Origin of the sequence: Crenobacter luteus (assembly GCF_004345725.1) — a bacterium.
In the GTDB taxonomy this organism is placed as follows: domain Bacteria; phylum Pseudomonadota; class Gammaproteobacteria; order Burkholderiales; family Chromobacteriaceae; genus Crenobacter; species Crenobacter luteus.
Window position 1 is genome coordinate 19,612 of the sequence record NZ_SLXG01000009.1, and the last position, 22,575, is coordinate 42,186.

Consider the following 22,575-nt stretch of genomic DNA (forward strand, 5'->3'; position numbering starts at 1 on the left):
CCACCGCCTTGTGCGGCTCGTCCGCCCGAACGCGCAGCGCGGACGAGCAAGCGATCGCGGCGGGCGATCCCGGCCGGCAGCGGCGGCAAGGGAGGGCGGACGCCGCGCACGAACAGGCGGCTGACGGACGGGGCCGGCGTCGTCGCCATGGCGGCGACCAGGCTGGGGCGAGGCCGTGGCGGCGACACGGTCGACGACGTTGGCCTACGGAATGCGCCGGCTGCCGCGCCGACGTGGTCGGAAGCGGATTTGCAGAGATTTTATTGGTATTGAATTACATCCGTGGTGCGAGGGAAGAGACTCGAACTCTCACGCCTTGCGGCGCTGGAACCTAAATCCAGTGCGTCTACCAATTCCGCCACCCTCGCATCGGGTGAAATGCGCGAACGCGCCGCCGATACTGTCATGCGACCGGCAAGGCCGCAAGCATACATGAAGCGACGGTTTCGCGGCAAGGTCGCTTGCTTTTGGCGCAGGTCTTTAAGAAACTAATCGCTGACAACCCCTGTCAATACACACAATTTGCAACCCCTAGTCGATGGAGACTGCAACTATGCAACCGAACCTCAACACGGCCTACCAGACGACCACCGTCGCCGCCGGGTCCAGCCAGAAGGTTCTGCGCAACACCTACGCGCTACTGGCCCTCTCGCTGGTACCGACCGTCATCGGCGCCGTCGTCGGCACCAACATGAACTTCGCCTTCATGGCCGGCAGCCCGATCGTGTCCAGCCTGCTGATGCTGGCGGTCATTTACGGCCTGTTCTTCGCCATCGAGAAAAACAAGGACAGCGGCCTCGGCGTCGCGCTGATGCTGCTCCTGACGCTGGTGATGGGCGTGCTGCTCGGCCCGCTGCTGCAGGTGGCTCTCAAGCTGTCGAACGGCGCCGAGCTGGTGATGCTCGCCGGCGGCTCCACCGCCGCGGTGTTCTTCGTGATGGCCGGCATCGCCACCACCACCAAGCGCGACCTGAGCGGCATGAGCAAGTTCCTGACCGTCGGCGCCATCGTGCTGATGGTGGCGGTGATCGCGAACCTCTTCCTGCAACTGCCCGCCCTGCACCTGACGCTGTGCGCCGGCTTCGCGCTGTTCAGCTCGCTGATGATCTTGTGGCAGGTCAAGGCCGTGGTCGACGGCGGCGAGACCAACTACGTGTCGGCCACGCTGACCCTGTACATCAGCATCTACAACCTGTTCAGCTCGCTGCTGCAACTGTTGATGGCCTTCGGCGGCGAACGCGACTGACCCTGCTCCACCACGAAAAAAGCGCCGGCAAGCCCGGCGCTTTTTTTATTTCTCCTCGACCGCCCCGGTGCGCAGCCGCCATACCGGCCACCAGCCTTCCTCCGCCCTCGCAGATTCCGAGTCCACCGCCACCGACGGCAGCGCCAGCAGGCGCCCGGCCGCGTCGTGGATCAGCGGCCAGCTCTCGCGCCAGGCCGGCGGTACGCCGGCCTCCTGCAACAAGGTCTTGACCGGCTTGGCGCCGACGGCCTGCCGCAGCCGTTCGCCGCCACGGCGGCGGCACAGCAGCAACGGCTGTCCTTCGAGCAGAGGCAGGCCACCCGGCCGCCGCTGCCACGACAGCGCCCCGCACCAGGCCGGCAGGACGAGTTCGGCGCCCGGCGCGAAGCAGACCGTCTCGGCGTCCGGCGCGACCGCCATCCTGAGCGGCAGCGGCCACACCTCGCCGCGATAGCGCTGCGCCTGCCCGCGCGACAGACGCCAGCCCGGGTTGCGGTCCGGCGCCGCCGACCACAGTTGGGCGCGGAATTCCTCCAGCGCGGCGGGCGACGATTCGCCGAGGCCCTGCGCCTGCGCCCAGCGCAACAGCAGCTGGCGCTGCCGCGGCGCCGACAGCGCGGCCAGCGCCGCCAGCTCGACCCGGCCGTCGCGCACGCAGGCCGCCGTATCCTGCTCGGCCAACTCGTCGAGCATCGCCGCCGCGTCGGCCATGTTCGACGCCGCCCGTGCCAAGGCCTGGCGGTAGTCCGGCTGCGAGCGCGCAAGTTCGGGCAGCCAGACGAGGCGCAGCCAGTTGCGTCGCCAGCGCGGGTCGGCGTTGCTGTCGTCGTCGACCCAGCCCAGCCGGTGCGCCTCGGCGTAGGCGCGCAACTGGCCGCGCGCGACGCCGAGCAACGGCCGCCACAGCGCCAGCCCCCCCTCGCGCCGCCAGACCGGCATCGCCGCCAGCGCGTGCGGGCCGCCGCCGCGCAACAGTTGCAGCAGCACCGTTTCGGCCTGGTCGTCCAGATGGTGGGCCAGCGCGATCACGTCGGCCGAACCCGCCGCGTAGGCCCGGTAGCGCGCCTGCCGCGCGGCGGCCTCCAGACTCTCGCCGCCGGCTCGGCCAACCTCGACGCGCGCGACGGCGAACGGCACGTCCCAGTCGGCGCACAGCGCGGCGCAGAAGTCCGCCCAGTCGTCGGCGTACGCGCTCAGGCCGTGGTGCACGTGCAGCGCCGAAAAGGCCGGCCCGCCGGCGTCTCGCCAGCGGCGCATCAGATGCAGCAGCACGACCGAGTCGAGCCCGCCCGACAGGCCGAGCGCCAAAACAGAATGGCCGGACACGCGGTCCGGCCAGGTCTGGGTCAGGCACTCGACGAGGTCAGGCGGCGTCTTCCTTGAAGCGGCCATAGCTCATCAGGCGTTTGAAGCGGGCATCCAGCAGCGTCTCGATCGGCTTGCCGCGCAGCTCCTTCAGTTGCTCCTGCAGCACGCGCTTCAGATTGTTCATCATCTGACCGTGGTCGCGGTGCGCGCCGCCGAGCGGTTCGTCGACCACCTTGTCGACCAGGCCGAGGGTCTTGAGGCGGCTGGCGGTGATGCCCAGCGCCTCGGCGGCCTCGTTGGCGCGCTCGGCGGTCTTCCACAAGATGGACGCGCAACCCTCCGGCGAGATCACCGAGTAGGTCGAATATTGCAGCATGTTCACGTAGTCGCCGACTGCGATCGCCAGCGCACCGCCCGAGCCGCCCTCGCCGATCACGGTGCAGATCACCGGCACCTTGAGCTTGGGCATCTCGAACAGGTTGCGGCCGATCGCCTCGGACTGGCCGCGCTCCTCGGCGCCGATGCCCGGGTAGGCGCCCGGCGTGTCGACGAAGGTCAGGATGGGCAGGCCGAAGCGCTCGGCCAACTTCATCAGGCGCAGCGCCTTGCGGTAGCCCTCGGGGCGCGGCATGCCGAAATTGCGGTAGATCTTTTCCTTGGTGTCGCGGCCCTTCTGGTGGCCGATCACCATCACCGCCTGGCCGTTCAGACGCGCCAGACCGCCGACGATCGCGGGGTCGTCGGCGAAGGCACGGTCGCCGTGCAGTTCGTGGAAGTCGGTGAACAGGCCAGCCAGGTAGTCGAGCGTGTAAGGGCGCTGCGGATGGCGGGCCACCTGCGAGATCTGCCACGGCGACAGCTTCGCGTACACGGCGCGCGTCAGCTCCTGGCTCTTCTTCTGCAGGCGCGAGATCTCTTCCGAGATGTCCAGCACCGAGTCGTCCTGGACAAATCGCAGCTCTTCAATTTTGTTCTCGAGCTCGGCAATCGGCTGCTCAAAATCGAGAAAGGTCGGCTTCATGCTTCTGGTCGTCCGATAAGGGAATCGCGAAATCATACATGAGGGTCTGCGACGGCGTCACGCGCATGTCCGACAAAATGCAATCGCCATTGCCCGCATCTATAGAGTGAAAACCGCGCCCGTTTCGCCATGAATGACGACGAGACCGCGGGCGATCGCTTTATTTATTGCTCAAAAAATGGGCATTTCAAAAAATTTCACTAAAACGCTTGCGCAGCCCAGTCGCCTGTGATTTAATTCGCCTCCTCGCAAGACGCAACAGCGAAACAGCGAGAAAAGACGAAGGTTTCGGGTGATTAGCTCAGTTGGTAGAGCGTCTGCCTTACAAGCAGAATGTCGGCGGTTCGACTCCGTCATCACCCACCAGCGGAGTGGTAGTTCAGTTGGTTAGAATACCGGCCTGTCACGCCGGGGGTCGCGGGTTCGAGTCCCGTCCACTCCGCCAACCTCGCACAATGCAGCATTCCTTGGCGGGCGCTCGATTCAGCGCCCGGCAAGCAAGTTTTACCGTTAGCGGAGTGGTAGTTCAGTTGGTTAGAATACCGGCCTGTCACGCCGGGGGTCGCGGGTTCGAGTCCCGTCCACTCCGCCAACACCTGGAGCGGTAGTTCAGTTGGTTAGAATACCGGCCTGTCACGCCGGGGGTCGCGGGTTCGAGTCCCGTCCGCTCCGCCAACAATTCGGGTGATTAGTCTCAGTTGGTAGAGCGCTGCCTTCACACGGCAGAGGTCACTGGTTCGAGTCCAGTATCACCCACCAAAGCTTGTAGCGGTACTGGAGTGGTAGTTCAGTTGGTTAGAATACCGGCCTGTCACGCCGGGGGTCGCGGGTTCGAGTCCCGTCCACTCCGCCAACAATTCGGGTGATTAGTCTCAGTTGGTAGAGCGCTGCCTTCACACGGCAGAGGTCACTGGTTCGAGTCCAGTATCACCCACCAAACGCAAAGCCTGGTCTTCGACCAGGCTTTTCGCTTTTTCCCCCGCCAAAAATCGGGAGGCATGAAGCCTCCCTCCCCCTCAGGCTCGCCGGAACAGATTCCATGCCGCCAGCGCCAGCGCACCGGCGAAAAAGAGGCCGGTCAGCTCGGGCAAGGACAGACCGGCGAAGGTCCAGTCGACCACGGCGCATTCGCCGCTACCCTTGAACACCTTGGCCAGCATCGCCGTGAACGGCATGGTCTCGATCATGTAGTCGAGCCCGGGTCCGCAGGACGGCACCTGGTCGGCCGGCAGGTGCTGCAGGCGCACGTGCCAGGCCGCCACCGCGCCGCCGCCGAGCGCCGACAAGGCGGACAGCGCCGCCCACGGCCGCGCGGCGCGCAGGCTGCCGGCAAACAGCCAGCCCAGCAGGCTGAAGACGCCGAGCGCCATCACGCCGACCCGCTGGAAGATACACAGCGGGCAAGGCTCGAGGCCAACCGCATGCTGCAAGTAGAGCGCGAACGCAAGCGCCGCCGCGCAAGAGAGCGTCAGCAGCGCGAAAACCGCGCGCACGCCTATCGTCTTCGTCATGTTTCCCCCTTCAAAAACCCTCGCGGGCTGTCTCGCCGTTCAGAAAGGCGAGAATCGCCTGCTTTTGGTCCATCGCGTCGCGATAGCCCAGATCGACCAGTTCCTTGCAATAGGCCGGCTCGAACAACAGATAGCTCGCCAGCGTCGCGCCGCGCTGCCGCATCGCCCCCGCGCCGCGCATGAAAAAGCGCAGCACGCGCGGAAAGGACTCGGCGTGCCGGAAGGCGATCTCCTCGAGCGAGCGGCTCGGCGACAAGGTGAAGACCTCCACGCGTTTGAGCGCGGTCTTGTGCTCGAGTTTCGCCTCCTCGCTCAATAGCGACACGGTATGGTTGATACGGATCAGCCGCTCCATGTCCGTCGCCATGCCGTCGAGGAAGATGCTGTTGAGCAAGTGGCCGAACACCTGGGCCAAGGTCGGGTATTCCGCACCGCCCGGGCGCTCGGCGCCGAGCGACTGAGCGCGCCCGACCAGGCTGATCACGAACAACTTGCTGGCCCCCAGATGCAGGGCCGGCGACAGCGGTGCCATCTGCCGGATCGCACCGTCGCAGAAGTACAGATCGCCGACCCGCACCGACGGGAACAGCACCGGGATAGACGCCGACGCCATCAGGTGGTCGACCGTCAGGCGCGTGCGCGTGCCGACGCGCAAGGTCCGCTGCCAGCCCTCGACACCCTCGCCTCCGTCGAAGAAGGTGACCGACATGCCCGAGCTGTAGCAGGACGCCGTCAGCGCCAGCGCGCGCAGCCTGCCCGCCTCGATCGCCGCCTCGGCCGCGTCGAAGTCCATCACCCGTTCGAGCAGGCCGCGCAAGGGCGCGTTGTCGAGCAGGCTGTGCGGGCTGGCGACCAGCCGGCCGCCGGTGACGATGGACGCCCCCAGCCGCAGGAAGGCCTTGACGAAGTAAGGCAACTCGCTACGGTAGACATCCTCGACGTGCAACTCGCGCCACACATTGGCCAGGTAGACGCTGGCACGACGGAAATTGTGCGCGCCCGACGCCAGCGCGGCGGCGTTGATCGCGCCGGCCGACGTGCCGCACAGGATGTCGAACGGGCTGGGCGCCCCCCTGGGATGCATGCGCGCGATCGCCATCAGCGCCCCCGCCTGGTAGGCCGCGCGCGCGCCGCCCCCGGCCAGGATCAACGCGGTATTGGCTGCCATACGCCCTCTCCTGCCCACGACGTCATTACTGTGACATGGTTGTTGGATTCATAGCCCGATCATGCCAGATTGATGGCCGACGCGGCAGCCCGGTCGAGTCGCGACCGGTCAATAGACGGTTTCGACCGGATCGAGACTGCGCCACAAATACCAGGTCGCGACGGTGCGCCACGGCCGGAACGGCTCCCCGAGCGCGACCAGTTCGGCGCGGCGCGGCTTGTCGCCGGGCGCGAGCCAGCCGTGCACGCACAGCGCCTTTTGCAGGCCGACGTCGCCGACCGGCCACACATCGGGCCGCGCCAGGTTGAAGATCAGGAACATCTCGGCGCTCCAGCGCCCGAGGCCGCGTACGCCGGTCAGCACCCGGACCACGCCCTCGTCGTCGAGCGCTGCGAGCGCGACCGGGTCGACCCCGCCGGCCAGGGCATGGCTCGCCAGGTCGCGTACGTACTCGGCCTTGCGCTGCGACAGGCCGCAGGCGCGCAGCGTCTCGACCTCGGCAGCGGCCCACGCGGCGGGGTCGCGCGGATCGAAGGCGACGCTAAGACGCGACCAGATCGCGTCGGCGGCACGCATCGAGATCTGCTGGCCGACGATGGCTCGCAGCAGCGTCTGGAACGGCTCGCCGCGGGTGACGAGTCGCGAGGAGGGAAAGCGTTCGATCAGGGCCGCCAGCCGCGCATCGCGCGCGGCCAGCTCGGTGGCGGCGCGCTGCCAGTCCGCCGGCGTCATCAGGCCTCGCCGGCCACCGTCATCGACTCGACCAGGATCGAGCCGACCAGCTTGGCGCCGCGGTTGAGGGCATCGTCGCCGACGGCGACGATCTGCCGGTACATGTCGCGCAGGTTGCCGGCGATGGTGATCTCCTCGACCGGGTAGACGATCTGGCCGTTCTCGACCCAGAAGCCGGACGCGCCGCGCGAATAATCGCCGGTGACGAGGTTGATGCCCTGCCCCATCAGCTCGGTGACCAGCAGGCCGGTGCCGAGCTCGGCCAACAGCTCGTCGAACGATTCGCCGGTGCTGTGCACGATCAGGTTATGCGGGCCGCCGGCGTTGCCGGTGGTGGCGGCGCCGAGCTTGCGCGCCGAATAGCTCGACAGGAAATACCCTTCCAGCACGCCGGCGTCGACCAGACGGCGCGCGTTGGTCGCCACGCCCTCGTTGTCGAACGCGCTGCTGCCGAGGCCGCGCAGCAGGAAAGGGTCCTCGTCGATGGTGACGCGATCGGAGAACACCGGTTGGCCGAGCGCGTCGAGCAGGAAGCTCGAACGACGGTACAGGCTGCCGCCGCTGGCGGCCGACACGAAGTGGCCGATCAGCGACGCGGCGACCGGCGCCTCGAACAGCACCGGGTAGCGGCCGGTTTTCACCCGGCGCGCGTTCAGGCGCGCAACCGCGCGCTCGCCGGCCTTGCGGCCGACCGCCAGCGCGCTGTCGAGGTCGTCGACGTGGCGCGCGACGCTGTACCAGTAGTCGCGCTGCATCGCGCCGCCGGCCTCGGCGACCGCGGCGACCGACAGGCTGTGACGCGACGTCGGAAAGCCGGCGAGAAAACCATGGCTGTTGGCGTAGACGAACTGGCTGGTCTGCGTCGACACGGTGCCGCCCTCGGAGTTGGCGATCCGCTTGTCCACCGCCAGCGCGGCGCGCTCGGCCTCGCGCGCCAGCTCGATCGCCTCCTCGACCGACACACCCCACGGGTGGTAGAGGTCGAGATCGGGAAACTCGGTCGCCATCGACGAAGCCTCGGCGAGACCGGCGCAATCGTCCTCGGCGGTGAAGCGGGCGATGTTGACCGCCGCCGCGACCGTGTCGGCCAGCGCCGTCGGCGAAAAATCCGACGTGCTGGCGTGGCCCTTGCGCTGACCGAAGTAGACGGTGACGCCGACGCCCTTGTCCTGGTTGTACTCGATGGTCTCGACCTCGGACAGCCGCACGGTGACCGTCTGGCCGCGCCCTTCGGAAACGTCGACCTCGCAGGCGCTCGCACCGGCCTTCTTCGCCAGGTCGAGCGCGTCCTGCGCGAGGGATTGCAATTGGGTCTGGGAAAAACTGAAGGAGGAGTCTGCCATGTTCGCTTTCGAGTCGCCGTCGACAAGCCCGAGGGGCTACGCTTCTTGTATCATACCAGCCTTGAATCTTTGTGAGATGCAACAACGATGAGCGATACCAAGCCGCACGATCAGGACGAATGGGTCAGCAAGAGCCAGAAGAAGCGCGACGTCGAAGCGCGCCAGGACCTGGGCGAAGAACTGGTCAAGCTGTCGATCGACACGCTCAAGAAATTCGACCTGCCCGAGGACCTGTTCCAGGCGATCCGCGACTGCAAGCGTTTCACCGCCCACGGCGCGATCAAGCGCCAGAAACAGTACATCGGCAAGCTGATGCGCGACGTCGACCCCGAGCCGATCGAGAAGCAACTGTCGATCGTCAAGGGCGAATCGAACGAACACAACGCTTGGCTGCACCTTCTGGAGCGCTGGCGCGACCGCCTGATGAGCGACGACGCGATGCTGTCGACCTTCATCGCCGACTTCCCGGGCGCCGACGCGCAGCAGCTGCGCACGCTGATCCGCAACGCGCGCCGCGAAAAGCAGGACAACAAGCCGCCCAAGTCCTACCGCGCGCTGTTCCAGGCGATGAAGGACGTGATTCCCGAACCGGGTCTGCCGACCCGCCAGAAAGACGAGGACGAAGAAGCATGACGCTGAAAATCGGTCTGGTTTCGATCTCCGACCGCGCCAGCCAGGGCGTCTACCAGGATCAGGGCATTCCGGCGCTCGAAGAATGGTTCGCGCGCGCGCTGACCTCGCCGTTCGAGACCGTCACCCGCCTGATCCCGGACGAGCAGGCCGTGATCGAGGCGACGCTCAAGGCGCTGGTCGACGACGAGGGCTGCCATCTGGTGCTGACCACCGGCGGCACCGGCCCGGCGCCGCGCGACGTCACCCCCGAGGCGACGCTGGCGGTCGCCGACCGCGAAATGCCGGGTTTCGGCGAACAGATGCGCCAGGTCAGCCTCAAGTTCGTGCCGACCGCGATCCTGTCGCGCCAGGTCGGCGTGATCCGCAAGTCGTCGCTGATCCTCAACCTGCCCGGCCAACCGAAGGCGATCCGCGAGACGCTCGAGGGCCTCAAGGACGAGAACGGCCAGGTCGCGGTGTCCGGCATCTTCGCCGCGGTGCCCTACTGCATCGACCTGATCGGCGGCCCCTACATCGAAACCGACGAGGCGGTGGTCAAGGCCTTCCGTCCGAAGTCGGCGCAAAAGCCCAAGGCATGAGCCACTACCGCGCGCCGCGCTGGCTCAGGGGCGGCCACGCCCAGACCATCTGGCCCGCCGTCGGCATCACGCTGCCGCGCCCGCCCTACCGGCGCGAGCTGTGGCCGACGCCCGACGGCGGCCAGATCGCGGTCGACTTCGTCGACGGCCCGCGTAGCGCGCCGCTGGTGGTGCTGTTCCACGGCCTCGAAGGCAGCAGCGACAGCCACTACGCGCGCGCGCTGATGGCCACCTTGGCCGAGCGCGGCTGGCGCGGCGCGGTGCCGCACTTTCGCGGCTGCGGCGGCGTCAGCAACACCCTGCCGCGCGCCTACCACGCCGGCGACTCGGCCGAAGTCGCGTGGCTGCTGGAAAAATTCGCCGACCTCGGCCAACCCCTGTTCGCCGCCGGCGTGTCGCTGGGCGGCAACATGCTGCTCAAATATCTCGGCGAGGCCGGCGCCGCGGCGCTGCCGGCCGCCTGCGCCGCGGTGTCGGTGCCGCTAGACCTCGCCGCCGCCAGCACGCGGCTCGACGCCGGCTTCGGCCGCCACGTCTACACCCGTATGTTCCTCGGCACGCTCAAGCCCAAGGCGATGGCGCAGCTGATCCGCCACCCCGACCTGTTCGACGGCGACGGCGTGCGCCGCGCGCGCACCTTCGGCGAGTTCGACGACCTCGTCACCGCGCCCCTGCACGGCTACCGCGACGTGCGCGACTACTGGGCGCGCGCCAGCAGCAAACCGCTGCTGCGCCACATCGCGCGCCCGACGCTGCTCCTGAACGCGGTCAACGACCCTTTCCTGCCGCCGGACGCGCTGCCGCGCCCGCACGAGGTCAGCGACGCCGTCACGCTCGAGCTGCCGGCCGAGGGCGGCCACGTCGGTTTCGTGACCGGGCGCTTTCCGGGGCGGCTGAACTGGCTGCCCGAGCGGCTGCTCGCCTTTTTCGAAGACCCGCCGGCCGCGCGCCGGCCCATAGATCCGCCACAGAACCATGTCCGACATCCTGAACAAGATCCTCGCCACCAAGCGTGAGGAAGTGGCCTCGGCCAAGCTCAAGACCCCGCTGGCCGCCGTGCGCGCCGAAGCCGAAGCGCGCCGCGACGCGCGCGACTTCGTCGGCGCGATCCGCGCCAAACACGCCGCCGGCGCCGCGGCGGTGATCGCCGAAGTGAAGAAGGCCAGCCCGTCCAAGGGCGTGATCCGCGCCGACTTCGACCCGGCAGCGATCGCCGCCAGCTACGAGGCGGGCGGCGCCGCCTGCCTGTCGGTGCTGACCGACGCGCCCTACTTCCAGGGCTCGCCCGACTACCTGCAGGCCGCGCGCGCCGCCTGCGCGCTGCCGGCGCTGCGCAAGGACTTCATGGTCGACGCCTACCAGGTCTACGAGGCGCGCGCGATGGGCGCCGACGCCATCCTGTTGATCGCCGCGGCGCTGCCGCTCGCGCAGATGCAGGACTTCGAGGCGCTCGCGCGCGAGCTGGGCCTGGCCGTGCTGGTCGAGGTGCATAACGCCGAGGAACTCGACGCCGCGCTGCAGCTGCAAACGCCGCTCGTCGGCGTCAACAACCGCAACCTGCGCACCTTCGACGTCAGCCTGCAGACCACGCTCGACCTGCTGCCGCAGATCGGCGACGACCGCATCGTCGTCACCGAAAGCGGCATCCTCAAGCCCGAGGACGTCGCGCTGATGCGCGATCACGCGGTGCACACCTTCCTCGTCGGCGAAGCCTTCATGCGCGAAACCGAGCCGGGCGCCGCGCTTAAGCGCTTCTTCGGCTAAGCCCGAAACGGCCCGCTTAAAACACAACGCCCACCGGAAACGGTGGGCGTTGTGTTTGGCGGCACCTCGCGCCGGCTCAGTAGTCGACGCCGAGGAAGAGGTAGCTGGTCAATTGCCCCCCCTTGGCGTTGCCGACGCCGACGAAGAAGGGGCCGAGCAGCGTGTCGGCACCGACAAACAGCGAACCGCCGGTGATCCAGCGCGTGTCGCCGCCTTCGACCGGCCCACCGAACCAGCCCCACACCTTGCCGGCCTCGAGCGAGGCGCCGACGTACAGGCCGCTGCCCAGCGCCGACGGCAGCGTGGCGACGCGGCGGTACAGCATCAGCCGCGCCAGCGCGGCGCGCTCGCCCAAGAGCTCGTCCTGCTGGTAGCCGGACAGGTTCAGGAAGCCGCCCAGCGTCGGCGGCACGCTGCTCACCAGTTCGCCGCCGAGGTTGTCCTTGTACTTGGCGGTCAGCCGGAAGCTGTTGTCGCCCAGCGTGTAGACCCCGTCGGCCATACCGTTGAGCAACTGCGTCCTGCGCCGCGAATCGCGGTCGATTTCGTAATCGTAGGCGCCGCTGACGTAGTAACCGCGCCGCGGCCAGCGCGGATTGTCGAACTGGTCGGCGACCAGACTGGCCGACAGACCGAGCGACCGCGTCGGCTCGGCCGTCAGCGCCTCGAAGGTCGCCGGGTCGCCGACCCGGACGCCGGCGGACAGGCGCTGCTGGTAAGCGCCGACGCGGAATTCGCCGAACTCGCCCAGGCCCGCACCACCGCCGAACTCGAGGCGGTTGGTATCGATCTGCAAGTCGGCAAGGCGTACGTGGCCGCCGAGGAAAACCGGGAAGCGCTCCTTCCTGAGCTGGTAGGATGCGTAGCCGAACCACGGGCTGCCGGCCTCGAGCGGCTGACGGAAGCTGGTGCGGAACAGCTTGTCGTCGCCCAGCTGCACGTCGTTGCGCCACACGCCGCCCGCGCGATTCACCCAGACCCGCTCGTGAGCGGCGAGAAAGGTGAAGTCGGCGTCGCCTGGCGTGCTGCTCTTGAGATCAAGGCCGAAACGCAGATAGTTGGGGCCGACGGTGCGCTCGGTCGGCGTCACCGTCAGCACGCGGCGACCGTCCTCCTCGCCGAGCTGGTAGCCGAGCCGGTCGAAGTCGCCGCCGGCGAATACCGTCTCGAGCTTGCCCTGCAGCGTTTCCAGCGCCTGCGGTCGGCCCGCCTCGTCGTTTAGCTGGCGCTCGATCACCGCGGCGTTGACGAAGCGGGTCGGCGCCACCCGCACCGCGTCGATCGGTTTGGGCTCGACCGGTGTCAGCCGCGCCTGCCACGCGCGCCAGGCGGCTTCGGGCACCGACAGCTCGGCCAACTGCGCCGCCAGCGGCGCAACCGCCAGCCGGCCGCGCTCGGCGATTTCGGCGTTCTTGGCGAAGTCGGCCGCGCTGTAGCCGTCGAGCTCGGGCCGGATCACGATGTCGCCGGGCTCGAGGCGCGCGAGCTCCTCGCGCATATTGCGCGACACCATCAGGTTGGTCGTCTGCGCGACGATGTCGAACAGCGAGTTGATCTCGTCCTTTTTCAGCGTCGGCGAGCTGACGTCGACGACGATCACCCGGTCGGCGCAGCGCCCCTTGACCTCGCGGATCGGCAGGTTGCGCGCCAGACCGCCGTCGACCAGCAGCCGCCCGCCGGTTTCGACCAGGTCGAACACGCCGGGCACCGCCATGCTGGAGCGCATCGCGGTCGCGAGGTCGCCCTTGTCGAACACCACCGCGTCGCCGGTTTCCAGATCGGTCGCGACGGCGCGGAACGGAATGGGCAGCGTATCGAAATCCGGCGCGCTGCGGTCGCGCACCAGGCGCCGGATGAAAAGGTCGATCTCCTGCGAGTTGATCGCGCTGCGCGGCACGCGGATCGCGCCGTCGCGCAGACCGAGCGTCAGGTTGAAGTAGTTCTTGTAGTCGTCGCGCTTGCGGTCGTAGGGTACCGAAGCGCGGCGCGGGCTTCCGGACAGCATCTGCTCCCAGTCGGCGGCGCGGAAGGCACGCGCCATCTCGTCGAGCGACACGCCGCTGGCGTACATGCCGCCGATCAACGAGCCGGCGCTGGTGCCGGCGATGCAGGCGACCGGGATGCGCAGCCGCTCGAGCTCCCGAAGCACCCCCAGGTGGGCGAAGCCGCGCGCGCCGCCGCCGCCGAGCACGACGCCGATGCGCGGCGTGACCTCGGGGGATGGCGCCGCGTGGGCGAGCGACAGCGACAGCGCCAAGCCGCCCGCGACAAGCCAGCGTTTCATCAGAACGAACCCCGTAAATATCATGGCGGCATTTTAGCGACTGTTCGCGCGCTGCGAACGTTGGCCGAGCCGCCGGACACGAAAAAGCCGCCCCGAAGGGCGGCCTTGCAGGCACACGGCGGATCAACCGACCCAGCGGCGCGCGCTGGCGAACATGCGGAACCAGGCGCCGTTCTCGCCCCAGTTCGCCGGATGCCAGCTGTTCTGCACGGTGCGGAACACGCGCTCCGGGTGCGGCATCATGATCGTGAAGCGGCCGTCGGCCGTGGTCACGCCGGTGATGCCGTCGGGCGAGCCGTTCGGGTTGGCCGGATAGGCCGCGGCCGGCCGGCCGGCGTCGTCGATATAGCGCAGCGCGACGCGGACCGCGTCCTGGTGACCCGGCGCGAACACCGCGCGGCCTTCGCCGTGGCTGACCACCACCGGCAGGCGGCTACCCGCCATGTCGGCGAGGAAGATCGACGGGCTGTCGCTCACCTCGACCATCGCGAAGCGCGCCTCGAACTGCTCGGACAGGTTGCGGCGGAAACGCGGCCAGTGCTCGGCACCCGGGATGATGGAGGCCAGGTTCGACATCATCTGGCAGCCGTTGCACACGCCCAGCGCGAAGGTATCGTCGCGGCCGAAGAAAGCCTCGAACGCGTCGCGCGCGGCCGCGTTGAACAGGATGCTCTTGGCCCAGCCCTCGCCGGCGCCCAGCACGTCGCCGTAGCTGAAGCCGCCGCAGGCTGCCAGGCCCTTGAAGTCGGCCAGATTCACGCGGCCGGCGATCACGTCGCTCATGTGCACGTCGACGGCGGCGAAGCCGGCGCGGTCGAAGGCGGCGGCCATTTCGATCTGGCCGTTGACGCCCTGCTCGCGCAGGATCGCGATTTTCGGACGCGCGCCGGTCGCGACGAAGGGCGCGGCCGGATTGTCGTTGACGTCGAACGTCAGTTCGGCGAACAGGCCGCGGCGCTCGGCGGCGATGCCGGCGAACTCCGCGTCGGCGCAGGCCGGGTTGTCGCGCAGCTTCTGGATGCGGTGGCTGACCTGGCTCCAGGCAGCCTCCAATTCGGCGCGCGACTCCGACAGCACGGTCTGGCCGGCGACGGTCACGGTCAGCCTCTCGCCGGCCGCGAGTTGGCCGAGGCGGTGCACCGCGGCGGCGAGGCCGGCGGCGGCGAAGCGCGCTTCCAGCTCGACCAGGTTGGCCGAGCTGACCTGCAGCACCAGACCCAGCTCCTCGTTGAACAGCGCGCGGGCCACCGCGTCGCGGCGGGCGGCGTCGGCGGACAGGCCGGCCGGCGCGTCGGTCTGCGTCGCGCGCTCGATCAACGAGTCGAGCGTCACGGTCACGCCCTGACGACCGGCGAATACCATCTCGGCCACGGTGGCGATCAGGCCGCCGTCGCCGCGATCATGGTAGGCCAGCACGCGGCCTTCCGCGATCAGGCCCTGCACCAGCTCGATCGCACGGGCGAAGGCGCCCGCGTCGTCGAGGTCCGGCGCGGCGCCGGCGATGCGCTTGTGCACCTGGCCGAGCGCCGAGGCGCCGAGGCGCTGGCGGCCGCCGGCCAGGTCGACGAACACCAGCTCGCTGCCGTCGACCGGTTTGAGGTCGGGGGTGACGGTTTTCTTGACGTCGGTCACCGCGGCGAAGGCGGTGACGATCAGCGACAGCGGCGCGGTCACCGACTTGGCGGTCTCGCCGTCCTGCCAGCTGGTCTTCATCGACAGCGAATCCTTGCCGACCGGGATGCTGACCTTGAGCGCCTGCGACAGCTCGGACACCGCCGCGACGGTACGGTACAGCTTGACGTCCTCGCCCGGGTGGCCGGCGGCGGCCATCCAGTTGGCCGACAGCTTGACCTTGGACAGCGTGCCGTAGTGCGCGGCCGACAGGTTGGTAATCGCCTCGGCCAACGCCATGCGGCCGGAGGCCGGCGCGTCGATCAGCGCGGATGGCGTGCGCTCGCCCATCGCCATCGCCTCGCCCAGGTCGGTGTCGAAGCCCATCGTCGTCACCGCGACGTCGGCCACCGGCACCTGCCACGGGCCGACCATCTGGTCGCGCGCGGTCATGCCGCCGACGGTACGGTCGCCGATGGTGATCAGGAAGGACTTGCTCGCCACCGCCGGCAGACGCAGCGTGCGGTAGACCGAGTCCTTGAGGTCCAGGTCGGAGGCGTCGAACGGCGCCACCGGGGTCTCGGCGGTCTTGACGTCACGCACCATCTTCGGCGGCTTGCCGAGCAGCACGTCGAGCGGCAGGTCGACCGGGTTGTTGCCGAACGCCTCGTCGCGCACCTCGAGCCAGCCGTTGTCGGTCGCGGTGCCGACCACGGCGAACGGACAGCGCTCGCGCTCGGCCAAGCGGGTGAACAGCTCGAGCGATTCGGGCAGGATCGCGAGCACGTAGCGCTCCTGCGCCTCGTTGCTCCAGATCTGCATCGGGCTCATGCCCTTTTCCTCGAGTTGCACCTCGCGCAGCTCGAAGATCGCACCGCGGCCGGCGTCGTTGACCAGCTCGGGGAAGGCGTTGGACAGGCCGCCGGCGCCGACGTCGTGGATCGACAGGATCGGGTTGGCTTCGCCCATCTGCCAGCAGCGGTCGATGACCTCCTGCGCGCGACGCTCGATTTCCGGGTTGCCGCGCTGCACCGAGTCGAAGTCGAGCGCCTCGCTGTTGTCGCCGGTACCCATGCTGGAGGCCGCGCCGCCGCCGAGACCGATCAGCATGCCGGGGCCGCCCAGCTGGATCAGCAGCGCGCCCGGCGGAATGCCGGCCTTGTGGATCTGGCGTTCCTGGATGTTGCCGAGGCCGCCGGCGATCATGATCGGCTTGTGGTAGCCGCGCATCTCGCCGCCGAACTCCTCCTCGAAGGTGCGGAAGTAGCCGGCGAGGTTCGGGCGGCCGAATTCGTTGTTGAACGCCGCGCCGCCGATCGGCCCTTCGATCATGATGTCGAGCGCCGACGCGATGCGCCCCGGCTTGCCGTAGCCCGCGCCGGTGTCGCGGTAGTTTTCCCACGGCTCGGGCATGTCCGGCAGGTTCAGGTTCGACACGGTGAAGCCGGTCAGACCCGCCTTCGGGCGCGAACCGCGGCCGGTGGCGCCCTCGTCGCGGATCTCGCCGCCGGCGCCGGTCGCAGCGCCCGGGAACGGGGAGATCGCGGTCGGATGGTTGTGCGTCTCGACCTTCATCAGGATGTGGGTCGGCTCGCGGTGGTAGGCGTAGGCGTGGCTACCCGGCTGCGGGTAGAAGCGCTCGACGGTCGCGCCCTCGATCACCGACGCGTTGTCCTTGTACGCGACGCGGGTCCCTTCCGGGTGCGCATCGTGCGTGTCGCGGATCATGCGGAACAGCGACTTGGCCTGTTTTTCGCCGTCGATGACGAATTCGGCGTTGAAGATCTTGTGGCGGCAGTGCTCGGAGTTCGCCTGCGCGAACATCATCAGTTCGACGTCGCTCGGGTCGCGCTCGAGCTTGACGAAGTTCTCGACCAGATAGTCGATCTCGTCGTCGGACAATGCAAGGCCGAGCGAGGCGTTGGCGCGCTCGAGCGCGGCGCGGCCCTCGGCCAGCACCGGCACGGTGGCGAAGCTGGTCGGCTCGACGTGCACGAAGAGCCGCTCCGCCGCGTCGAGCGAGTCGAACACCGACTCGGTCATGCGGTCGTGCAGCAGCGCGGCCAGGCGCGCGCGCTCGTCGGCCGACAGCGGCGCGGCGGCCTTGACCCAGAACGCGGTACCGCGCTCGATGCGCCGCACCTCACCCAGGCCGCAGTGACGGACGATGTCGGTCGCCTTGGACGCCCACGGCGACACGGTGCCGGGGCGCGGCGTGACGAGAAACAGTTCGCCCGATGCATCGGCTTCGGACAGACGCGCGTCGCCGCTATCGAGCAAGGCCGACAGGCGTTCGGAATGTTCGGGAGAGAGCGGTTTTTCGCTTTCGACGAAGTGCCAGAATTCGGCAGAGAGGGACAACTCGGGAAGACGCGCGGCTTGGGCCGCGGCAAGGAGTTTTTCCAGACGGAAACGAGACAGGGCGACCCCGCCCCGCAACGTGAGAATGACGGACATTCGACACCCGCGACAAGGACCAGGAAAGCACGTAATAATACGCCATCCCCTGCCTTCGCATCAGGCGGTAAAACCCTTGGACGGCGCGGGTTTGCCGCCCTGCCGCACGACTGCCCACAATCGAACCGAAACCCACAGGACAAGGAGAAGCGACATGAAAAAGGTCGAAGCGATCATCAAGCCTTTCAAGCTCGACGAAGTGCGCGAGGCGATTTCCGACATCGGCATCAACGGCCTGACCGTCACCGAGGTCAAGGGCTTCGGCCGCCAGAAGGGCCACACCGAACTGTATCGCGGCGCCGAGTACGTGGTCGACTTCCTGCCCAAGGTCAAGATCGAGGTCGTGATCCCCGACGACCTGGTCGAGCGCGCGATCGAGGTCATCATCAACGCCGCCCGCACCGGCAAGATCGGCGACGGCAAGATCTTCGTCACCCCGGTCGAGCAAGTCGTGCGCATCCGCACCGGCGAGACCAACGAAGCGGCGATCTAGACGCTCCCCCTACCCTCCCCACAGCCCGCGCTTCGCGGGCTTTTTCATGCCCGCCCCCATAACGGCTTGATTTAAATACCCACAACGACTTCCGAATCAATCGAAAAACCATTTCTGGCTAACTACTCTGTCATTACTGAACTATCTTGACTAAAGAGAGATCGCCCAAAAAACCAATTGTCAAGAGGCGCGCCATGCCGAAGTTCATCGTGAAGGGGGTCGCAGCCAGCCTGGTTTGTCTGTCGCTGCCGACGTTCGCCGCACCGCTGTGGAAACAACCCGGCTACGAACAGGCGATCCGCGCGGCACGCGACGGCGCCCCGTCCGCCGCGCTCGCCATGCTCGAGCCGCTCCACCAGGCGGGCACGCTGCAGCAGCCACTGCTCGACGACTACCTGACCCTGCTCGTTTGGGACCAGCGCGGCGAAGAGGCCATCGCCCTTCTCGAGCACCGCTACCCGCCCGCCTCCCTCGGCCAAGACGCGCTGAACACACTGGCGCGCTACCAGCGCGATCGAAACAGGCTTGCGCAAGCCGAAGCGCTGTACAGAGCGTCGCTGGCCAGACGGCCGACCGCCACCGCCCAGGCCGGCCTGGCGATGACCTTGGCCGAAGCGGGCCAGGCCGGCGCCGGCCTGGCCCTACTCGACGCGACGCCGGCGCGTACCCCGGCCGACCGGCTGACCCTGGACCGCGCCAGAGCCTACCTGCTGACCTTCTCCGAGGAGCACACGGCCGCGCTCGGCCAGCTCGAAACCCTGCTCGAACGACACCCGGACGACCCCGAGCTCGCCCGCGCCTACACCACCTTGCTGGTGCGCATGGGCGCCCCGCACCAGGCCTACGCCTACCTGAAAAGCCGGCGTGTCGAAGCACCCGAGCTCTACAAGCAGCTCTCCCTCGACAAGGCGGCAACCGCCACCCGCTGGGGACGCAGCGAGACCCGGCTGGAAGTCGGCGAGAGCCGCTTCCGGCAGACCGATGCCGCGCTGGCGCTCAACGAGGGCATCACCCGGAGCCTCCACCCCGAAGACGCGACCTACATGAAAACCGCGATCGCGGACCGGCTCGTCATGCTGGAGCAGCGCGCCCGTTATCGCGATACGGTCGCCCTTTACCGGCAACACGAGAACGATGCCTTGCCCGCCTACGCGCTGGCCGCCGCGGCCAGCGCGTATCTGGCCGAGGAAAATCCGCAAGAGGCGATCCGCCTGTCCAAGCTCGCGATGGCCGACATGCCGCGCCAGCGCGCCCCCATCGACTGGCGTATCGTCCTCGTCTACGCCCATCTCGAGGCCGAACAACCCAAGGAGGCGCGCGACGAGGTCGAACGGCTCAAGCAAGACGTGCAGCGCATCCGCCACGACGCCGCCAGCGGCCAGAACCGCTACAACCCCGACTACCAGCAGGTCATGCTGCTGGACGCGATGCTGGACGCCTACGTTGGCCGAACCCACGTCGCACGGGCCAAGCTGGACACCCTGCTCGACGACGCGCCGTTCAACGGCGAACTGCGGCAGAACGACGGCGAACTGGAACTGCTGCGCGGTCACCCGCGCACGGCGGAAGGCATCTTCGCCCGCCGGCTGGTCGACGAGCCACGCGCGGTAGAAGCCAAGCGCGGCCTTGCCGTCGCCTATCTGGACACCCACCGTTATTCTGATGCACCGGCGCTGATTGCCGACGTCGTCGCGCTGGCGCCGGAAAGCCGCGCAACCCAGCGCCTGTCCGAACGCTGGCGGTGGAGCAACCGCCCGCAGCTGGTCGTCGACGCCGAACACGAGCTGTCGGGCGGGCAAGGCGAAGGGCTGGACAGCGGCTGGGCCGTCGAGACCCGCCTCTACAGCGCGCTGATCGCGTCGCAATGGCGCATCTTCGCCCGCTCGTACAACGCGCGCGCCGACTACGTCGGCGATGGCCGGCTCAGCCGGGACACCCTGGGCTTCGGCGCCGAATACCGCGATCCGCGCTGGCAGGCCGAGGCGGCGCTCACCGGCAGCCTCGACGGCCGCAACGACACCGGCGGCCTGCTCGCGCTGACCCGCACCTTCGACGACAGGTTCAGCCTCGGCCTGCGCTACGAGCACGACAGCGACGAGGTCCCGATGCGCGCACGCCGCGACAACGTCGACGGCAAACGGCTGGCGGCTGAATTCAGCTACCGCGTCGACGACCAGCGCCGCTTCGACGCGGCCCTGTCCGGCCTCGACCTCAGCGACGGCAACCTGCGGCAACGCCTGCGCACCTCGTGGACCGAGCGCTGGATCGCACAACCCACCTATACGCTGGACACCATTCTCTCGGCCGGCGCCAGCAAGAACCGCAACGTCGTCGGCACCAACTACTTCAACCCGGGCAAGGACAGCGAAGTCGGCGTGACCGTGCTGCCGGACTGGCTGCTCTGGCGCCGCTACGACACCAGCCTCCGGCACCGGCTTGGCCTGTACGCAGCCAATTACTGGCAGGAGGGCTACGGCAGCAAACTCGCCTCGGCAGTCTTCTACGAGCACGAATGGCGCTGGACGCCGCGGGCCGGACTACGTTACGGCTTCGCCCACAGCGTCCACCCCTACGACGGCGATAGCGATGTGAGCAACCGCCTCTATCTCAACCTCGACTGGCGCTTCTGATCATGAAAATCCGCCTCTGGAAACTTTGCCTGATCGCCGCTCTGGGGATCGCCCCCTTCGTCCCGGCACAAGCGGCCTCGAAGCTGATCGCGCTGTGCTACCACGAGGTGGTCCACAATCAACCGCCCAGCGACCCCTTCGCCGTCGACACCCGCAGCCTCGTCGACCACCTGGAGTGGCTGCGCGCGCACGGCTACACCTTCGTCGGCATGAACGACGTGCTCGCCGAGCGCGAAGGGCGCCGCCCCCTGCCCGAGAAAGCGGTCCTGCTGACTTTCGACGATGGCTACCGCAGCCTCTACAAGCATGTCTTCCCCATCCTCAAACTCTACAAGGCACCCGCCGTGGTCGCCCTCGTCGGCGGCTGGCTCGAAGAAGCCAAGGGAGCCGAGATCCCGGGTACCCGTCTGGTCCGCGAGGATTTCCTGATGCCGGAGGAAATCCGCGAAATGCAGGCCAGCGGGCTGATCGAATTCGCCAACCACAGCCACGACCTGCACCGCGGCATCCTGGCCAACCCGCAGGGCAACGTGCAACCGGCCGCCACGGCGCTGCGCTTCGAGGGGACACGCTACGAATCGCTCGCCGACCAGCAACGCCGCGTCGCGACCGACCTGGCGCGCAACAACGCCACCATCGAAAAGCTCACCGGCAAGAAACCGCGCATCATGGTCTGGCCGTACGGCAGCTATTCGCAACCGCTGCTCGAGATCGCTCGCCGCAACGGCATGCCGATCACGCTGACCCTGAACGACGGCGTCAACGAACGCTCGACGCCGCTGGCCGAGCTGCGCCGCGTACTCGTCGACGCCAATATGACGCTGACCGACTTCGCCAACGAAATCCGGGTGCGCGAACACGAGCAGGACGGCCTTCCGCCCGCCTTCACCCGCGCGATGCACGTTTCTCTCGACCAGATATACGACCCCGACCCGGCCGCGCAGGAACACAAGCTCGGCCAACTCCTCGACCGGGTGCTGGAGATGGGCGCGACCGTCGTCTACCTGCAGGCGGACGGCGATGCCGACGGCGACGGCCAGCCCGACACGGTGTACTTCCCGAACCGACACGTACCGATGCGGGCGGACCTGTTCAACCGGGCCGCCTGGCAACTGAGGACCCGCGCGATGGTCCAGGTCTACGCCAGCCTCCCCCTGCAATCGTTCGGACTCGCAGACCGCACCATGGTCGCGGCAGCACCCGGCGCACGCGAGCGGCGTGTGGCCCGCGAACTGGTCGAAGACCTCGGCGCCTCGGCGCGCTTCACCGGCCTGCTGCTGCGCGACGACCCCGGCAAACCCGCCTTGGCCGAGCCCGGCGCCAACGCCCTGCTCGAACTCGCCTCGGAACAGTTCAGTACCGCGCGCACCTACCAGCCCGAGTTCAAATCGGTGATCACCGTCTACGCCGGCCGGCTGGGAAACGATGGTGAAGCCTCCCGCCTCTCCGACGCCATGGCCAAGGCGCTGCCGCGCGTCGACTACGTCGAACTGGCCCCGGCCAGCGGCACACCGGCCGACGAAACCTGGCTGCGGCAGGCATTCGCCGTCGCATCGGCCAGCACGCCGCAACCGTCCCGGAAGATCGTGTTCGGACTGCCCAGCCGCGACGCTTCCGGCCTGCGGGCGCTAGACAGCCGCAGCCTGGCTCGCGCCATCACCACGCTGCACACCCTGGGCGCGCATCACATCGCCTACACCCACGACGAAGGCATCGACAGGCAGCCGCACCTGGCAACGCTGAAACGGGCCTTCTCGCTGCGCAGCCAGCCCGAACGATGAATGGAGGGATAGACC

At 68.2% G+C, this 22,575-nt stretch carries 16 protein-coding genes and 8 tRNA genes; 15 read left to right on the plus strand and 9 right to left on the minus strand.

What is annotated here, in order from left to right; all coding sequences use genetic code 11:
- Nucleotides 1-283 precede the first annotated feature (283 nt).
- Nucleotides 284-368 (minus strand) — tRNA-Leu (locus EV683_RS07090).
- 185 nt (nt 369-553) lie between these two features.
- Here EV683_RS07090 and EV683_RS07095 point away from each other — a divergent pair.
- Nucleotides 554-1,246 (plus strand): Bax inhibitor-1/YccA family protein, encoded by a 693-nt coding sequence (locus EV683_RS07095; RefSeq protein WP_131862314.1) that lies wholly within the window; start codon nt 554-556, stop codon nt 1,244-1,246.
- Between the two features lie 45 nt (nt 1,247-1,291).
- Here the strand turns inward: EV683_RS07095 and tilS are convergent, their stop codons facing one another.
- Complete coding sequence (tilS, locus tag EV683_RS07100) at nt 1,292-2,638, minus strand: tRNA lysidine(34) synthetase TilS (protein WP_131862315.1); 1,347 nt, start codon at nt 2,636-2,638, stop codon at nt 1,292-1,294.
- On the minus strand, nt 2,610-3,575 hold the full coding sequence (locus tag EV683_RS07105; RefSeq protein WP_066609559.1) for an acetyl-CoA carboxylase carboxyltransferase subunit alpha: 966 nt from the start codon (nt 3,573-3,575) through the stop codon (nt 2,610-2,612). The genes tilS and EV683_RS07105 overlap by 29 nt, the downstream gene beginning before the upstream one ends.
- Before the next feature lie 290 nt (nt 3,576-3,865).
- Between EV683_RS07105 and EV683_RS07110 the strand changes: the two genes are divergently transcribed.
- The 7 genes from EV683_RS07110 to EV683_RS07140 all read left to right on the plus strand — a co-directional run bounded on the left by EV683_RS07110 (nt 3,866) and on the right by EV683_RS07140 (nt 4,512).
- Nucleotides 3,866-3,941 (plus strand) — tRNA-Val (locus tag EV683_RS07110).
- Between the two features lie 2 nt (nt 3,942-3,943).
- Nucleotides 3,944-4,020 (plus strand) — tRNA-Asp (locus EV683_RS07115).
- A gap of 70 nt (nt 4,021-4,090) precedes the next feature.
- A tRNA-Asp gene (locus EV683_RS07120) sits at nt 4,091-4,167 on the plus strand.
- 6 nt (nt 4,168-4,173) lie between these two features.
- A tRNA-Asp gene (locus tag EV683_RS07125) sits at nt 4,174-4,250 on the plus strand.
- A 7-nt stretch (nt 4,251-4,257) separates the two neighbouring features.
- Nucleotides 4,258-4,334 (plus strand) — tRNA-Val (locus tag EV683_RS07130).
- Between the two features lie 17 nt (nt 4,335-4,351).
- Nucleotides 4,352-4,428, plus strand: a tRNA-Asp gene (locus EV683_RS07135).
- Nucleotides 4,429-4,435: 7 nt separating this feature from the next.
- Nucleotides 4,436-4,512: transfer RNA gene (locus EV683_RS07140), tRNA-Val, on the plus strand.
- A gap of 79 nt (nt 4,513-4,591) precedes the next feature.
- On the opposite strand, the gene EV683_RS07145 is transcribed toward EV683_RS07140, so the two are convergent.
- The 4 genes from EV683_RS07145 to pmbA form a co-directional block, all read right to left on the minus strand.
- The gene (locus EV683_RS07145) at nt 4,592-5,086 is read right to left on the minus strand and encodes a disulfide bond formation protein B (RefSeq protein ID WP_066609560.1); all 495 of its coding nucleotides are present in this window, start codon (nt 5,084-5,086) and stop codon (nt 4,592-4,594) included.
- A 10-nt stretch (nt 5,087-5,096) separates the two neighbouring features.
- Nucleotides 5,097-6,254, minus strand: a complete 1,158-nt coding sequence (locus tag EV683_RS07150) for a patatin-like phospholipase family protein (protein ID WP_131862316.1) — start codon at nt 6,252-6,254, stop codon at nt 5,097-5,099.
- Between the two features lie 108 nt (nt 6,255-6,362).
- On the minus strand, nt 6,363-6,986 hold the full coding sequence (locus EV683_RS07155) for a DNA-3-methyladenine glycosylase family protein (protein ID WP_131862317.1): 624 nt from the start codon (nt 6,984-6,986) through the stop codon (nt 6,363-6,365).
- Nucleotides 6,986-8,329: a metalloprotease PmbA gene (gene pmbA / locus EV683_RS07160; protein ID WP_131862318.1), complete on the minus strand. Its 1,344-nt coding sequence runs from the start codon at nt 8,327-8,329 to the stop codon at nt 6,986-6,988. Before pmbA ends, EV683_RS07155 begins: the two co-directional genes overlap by 1 nt.
- Before the next feature lie 87 nt (nt 8,330-8,416).
- Between pmbA and yjgA the strand changes: the two genes are divergently transcribed.
- Genes yjgA through trpC form a run of 4 tightly spaced genes read left to right on the plus strand, consistent with a single transcriptional unit; the run spans nt 8,417 to nt 11,304 of the window.
- Complete coding sequence (gene yjgA / locus EV683_RS07165; RefSeq protein ID WP_066609572.1) at nt 8,417-8,962, plus strand: ribosome biogenesis factor YjgA; 546 nt, start codon at nt 8,417-8,419, stop codon at nt 8,960-8,962.
- Nucleotides 8,959-9,540, plus strand: a complete 582-nt coding sequence (gene mog, locus EV683_RS07170; RefSeq protein ID WP_131862319.1) for a molybdopterin adenylyltransferase — start codon at nt 8,959-8,961, stop codon at nt 9,538-9,540. Before yjgA ends, mog begins: the two co-directional genes overlap by 4 nt.
- Complete coding sequence (locus tag EV683_RS07175; protein WP_131862320.1) at nt 9,537-10,556, plus strand: YheT family hydrolase; 1,020 nt, start codon at nt 9,537-9,539, stop codon at nt 10,554-10,556. Before mog ends, EV683_RS07175 begins: the two co-directional genes overlap by 4 nt.
- A complete protein-coding gene (trpC, locus tag EV683_RS07180) occupies nt 10,516-11,304 on the plus strand; it encodes an indole-3-glycerol phosphate synthase TrpC (RefSeq protein WP_131862321.1) in 789 nt (262 codons plus the stop codon). The genes EV683_RS07175 and trpC overlap by 41 nt, the downstream gene beginning before the upstream one ends.
- A 76-nt stretch (nt 11,305-11,380) precedes the next feature.
- Here trpC and EV683_RS07185 read toward each other — a convergent pair whose 3' ends face one another.
- Together EV683_RS07185 and purL are read right to left on the minus strand one after the other, a co-directional pair.
- Nucleotides 11,381-13,588, minus strand: coding sequence for a patatin-like phospholipase family protein (locus tag EV683_RS07185; RefSeq protein WP_066609578.1), 2,208 nt, complete (start codon nt 13,586-13,588; stop codon nt 11,381-11,383).
- 123 nt (nt 13,589-13,711) lie between these two features.
- Nucleotides 13,712-17,656, minus strand: coding sequence for a phosphoribosylformylglycinamidine synthase (purL, locus tag EV683_RS07190; protein WP_131862322.1), 3,945 nt, complete (start codon nt 17,654-17,656; stop codon nt 13,712-13,714).
- A 154-nt stretch (nt 17,657-17,810) separates the two neighbouring features.
- On the opposite strand from purL, the gene EV683_RS07195 reads away from it, so the two are divergent.
- The 3 genes from EV683_RS07195 (at nt 17,811) to pgaB (ending at nt 22,560) form a co-directional block, all read left to right on the plus strand.
- Nucleotides 17,811-18,149, plus strand: coding sequence for a P-II family nitrogen regulator (locus tag EV683_RS07195; protein ID WP_066609581.1), 339 nt, complete (start codon nt 17,811-17,813; stop codon nt 18,147-18,149).
- A 194-nt stretch (nt 18,150-18,343) separates the two neighbouring features.
- Nucleotides 18,344-20,779 carry a poly-beta-1,6 N-acetyl-D-glucosamine export porin PgaA gene (gene pgaA, locus EV683_RS07200; protein ID WP_131862323.1) on the plus strand — a complete coding sequence of 812 codons (2,436 nt, stop codon included), beginning with the start codon at nt 18,344-18,346 and terminating at the stop codon, nt 20,777-20,779.
- A 2-nt stretch (nt 20,780-20,781) separates the two neighbouring features.
- The gene (gene pgaB, locus EV683_RS07205) at nt 20,782-22,560 is read left to right on the plus strand and encodes a poly-beta-1,6-N-acetyl-D-glucosamine N-deacetylase PgaB (protein WP_131862324.1); all 1,779 of its coding nucleotides are present in this window, start codon (nt 20,782-20,784) and stop codon (nt 22,558-22,560) included.
- Nucleotides 22,561-22,575: the final 15 nt, after the last annotated feature.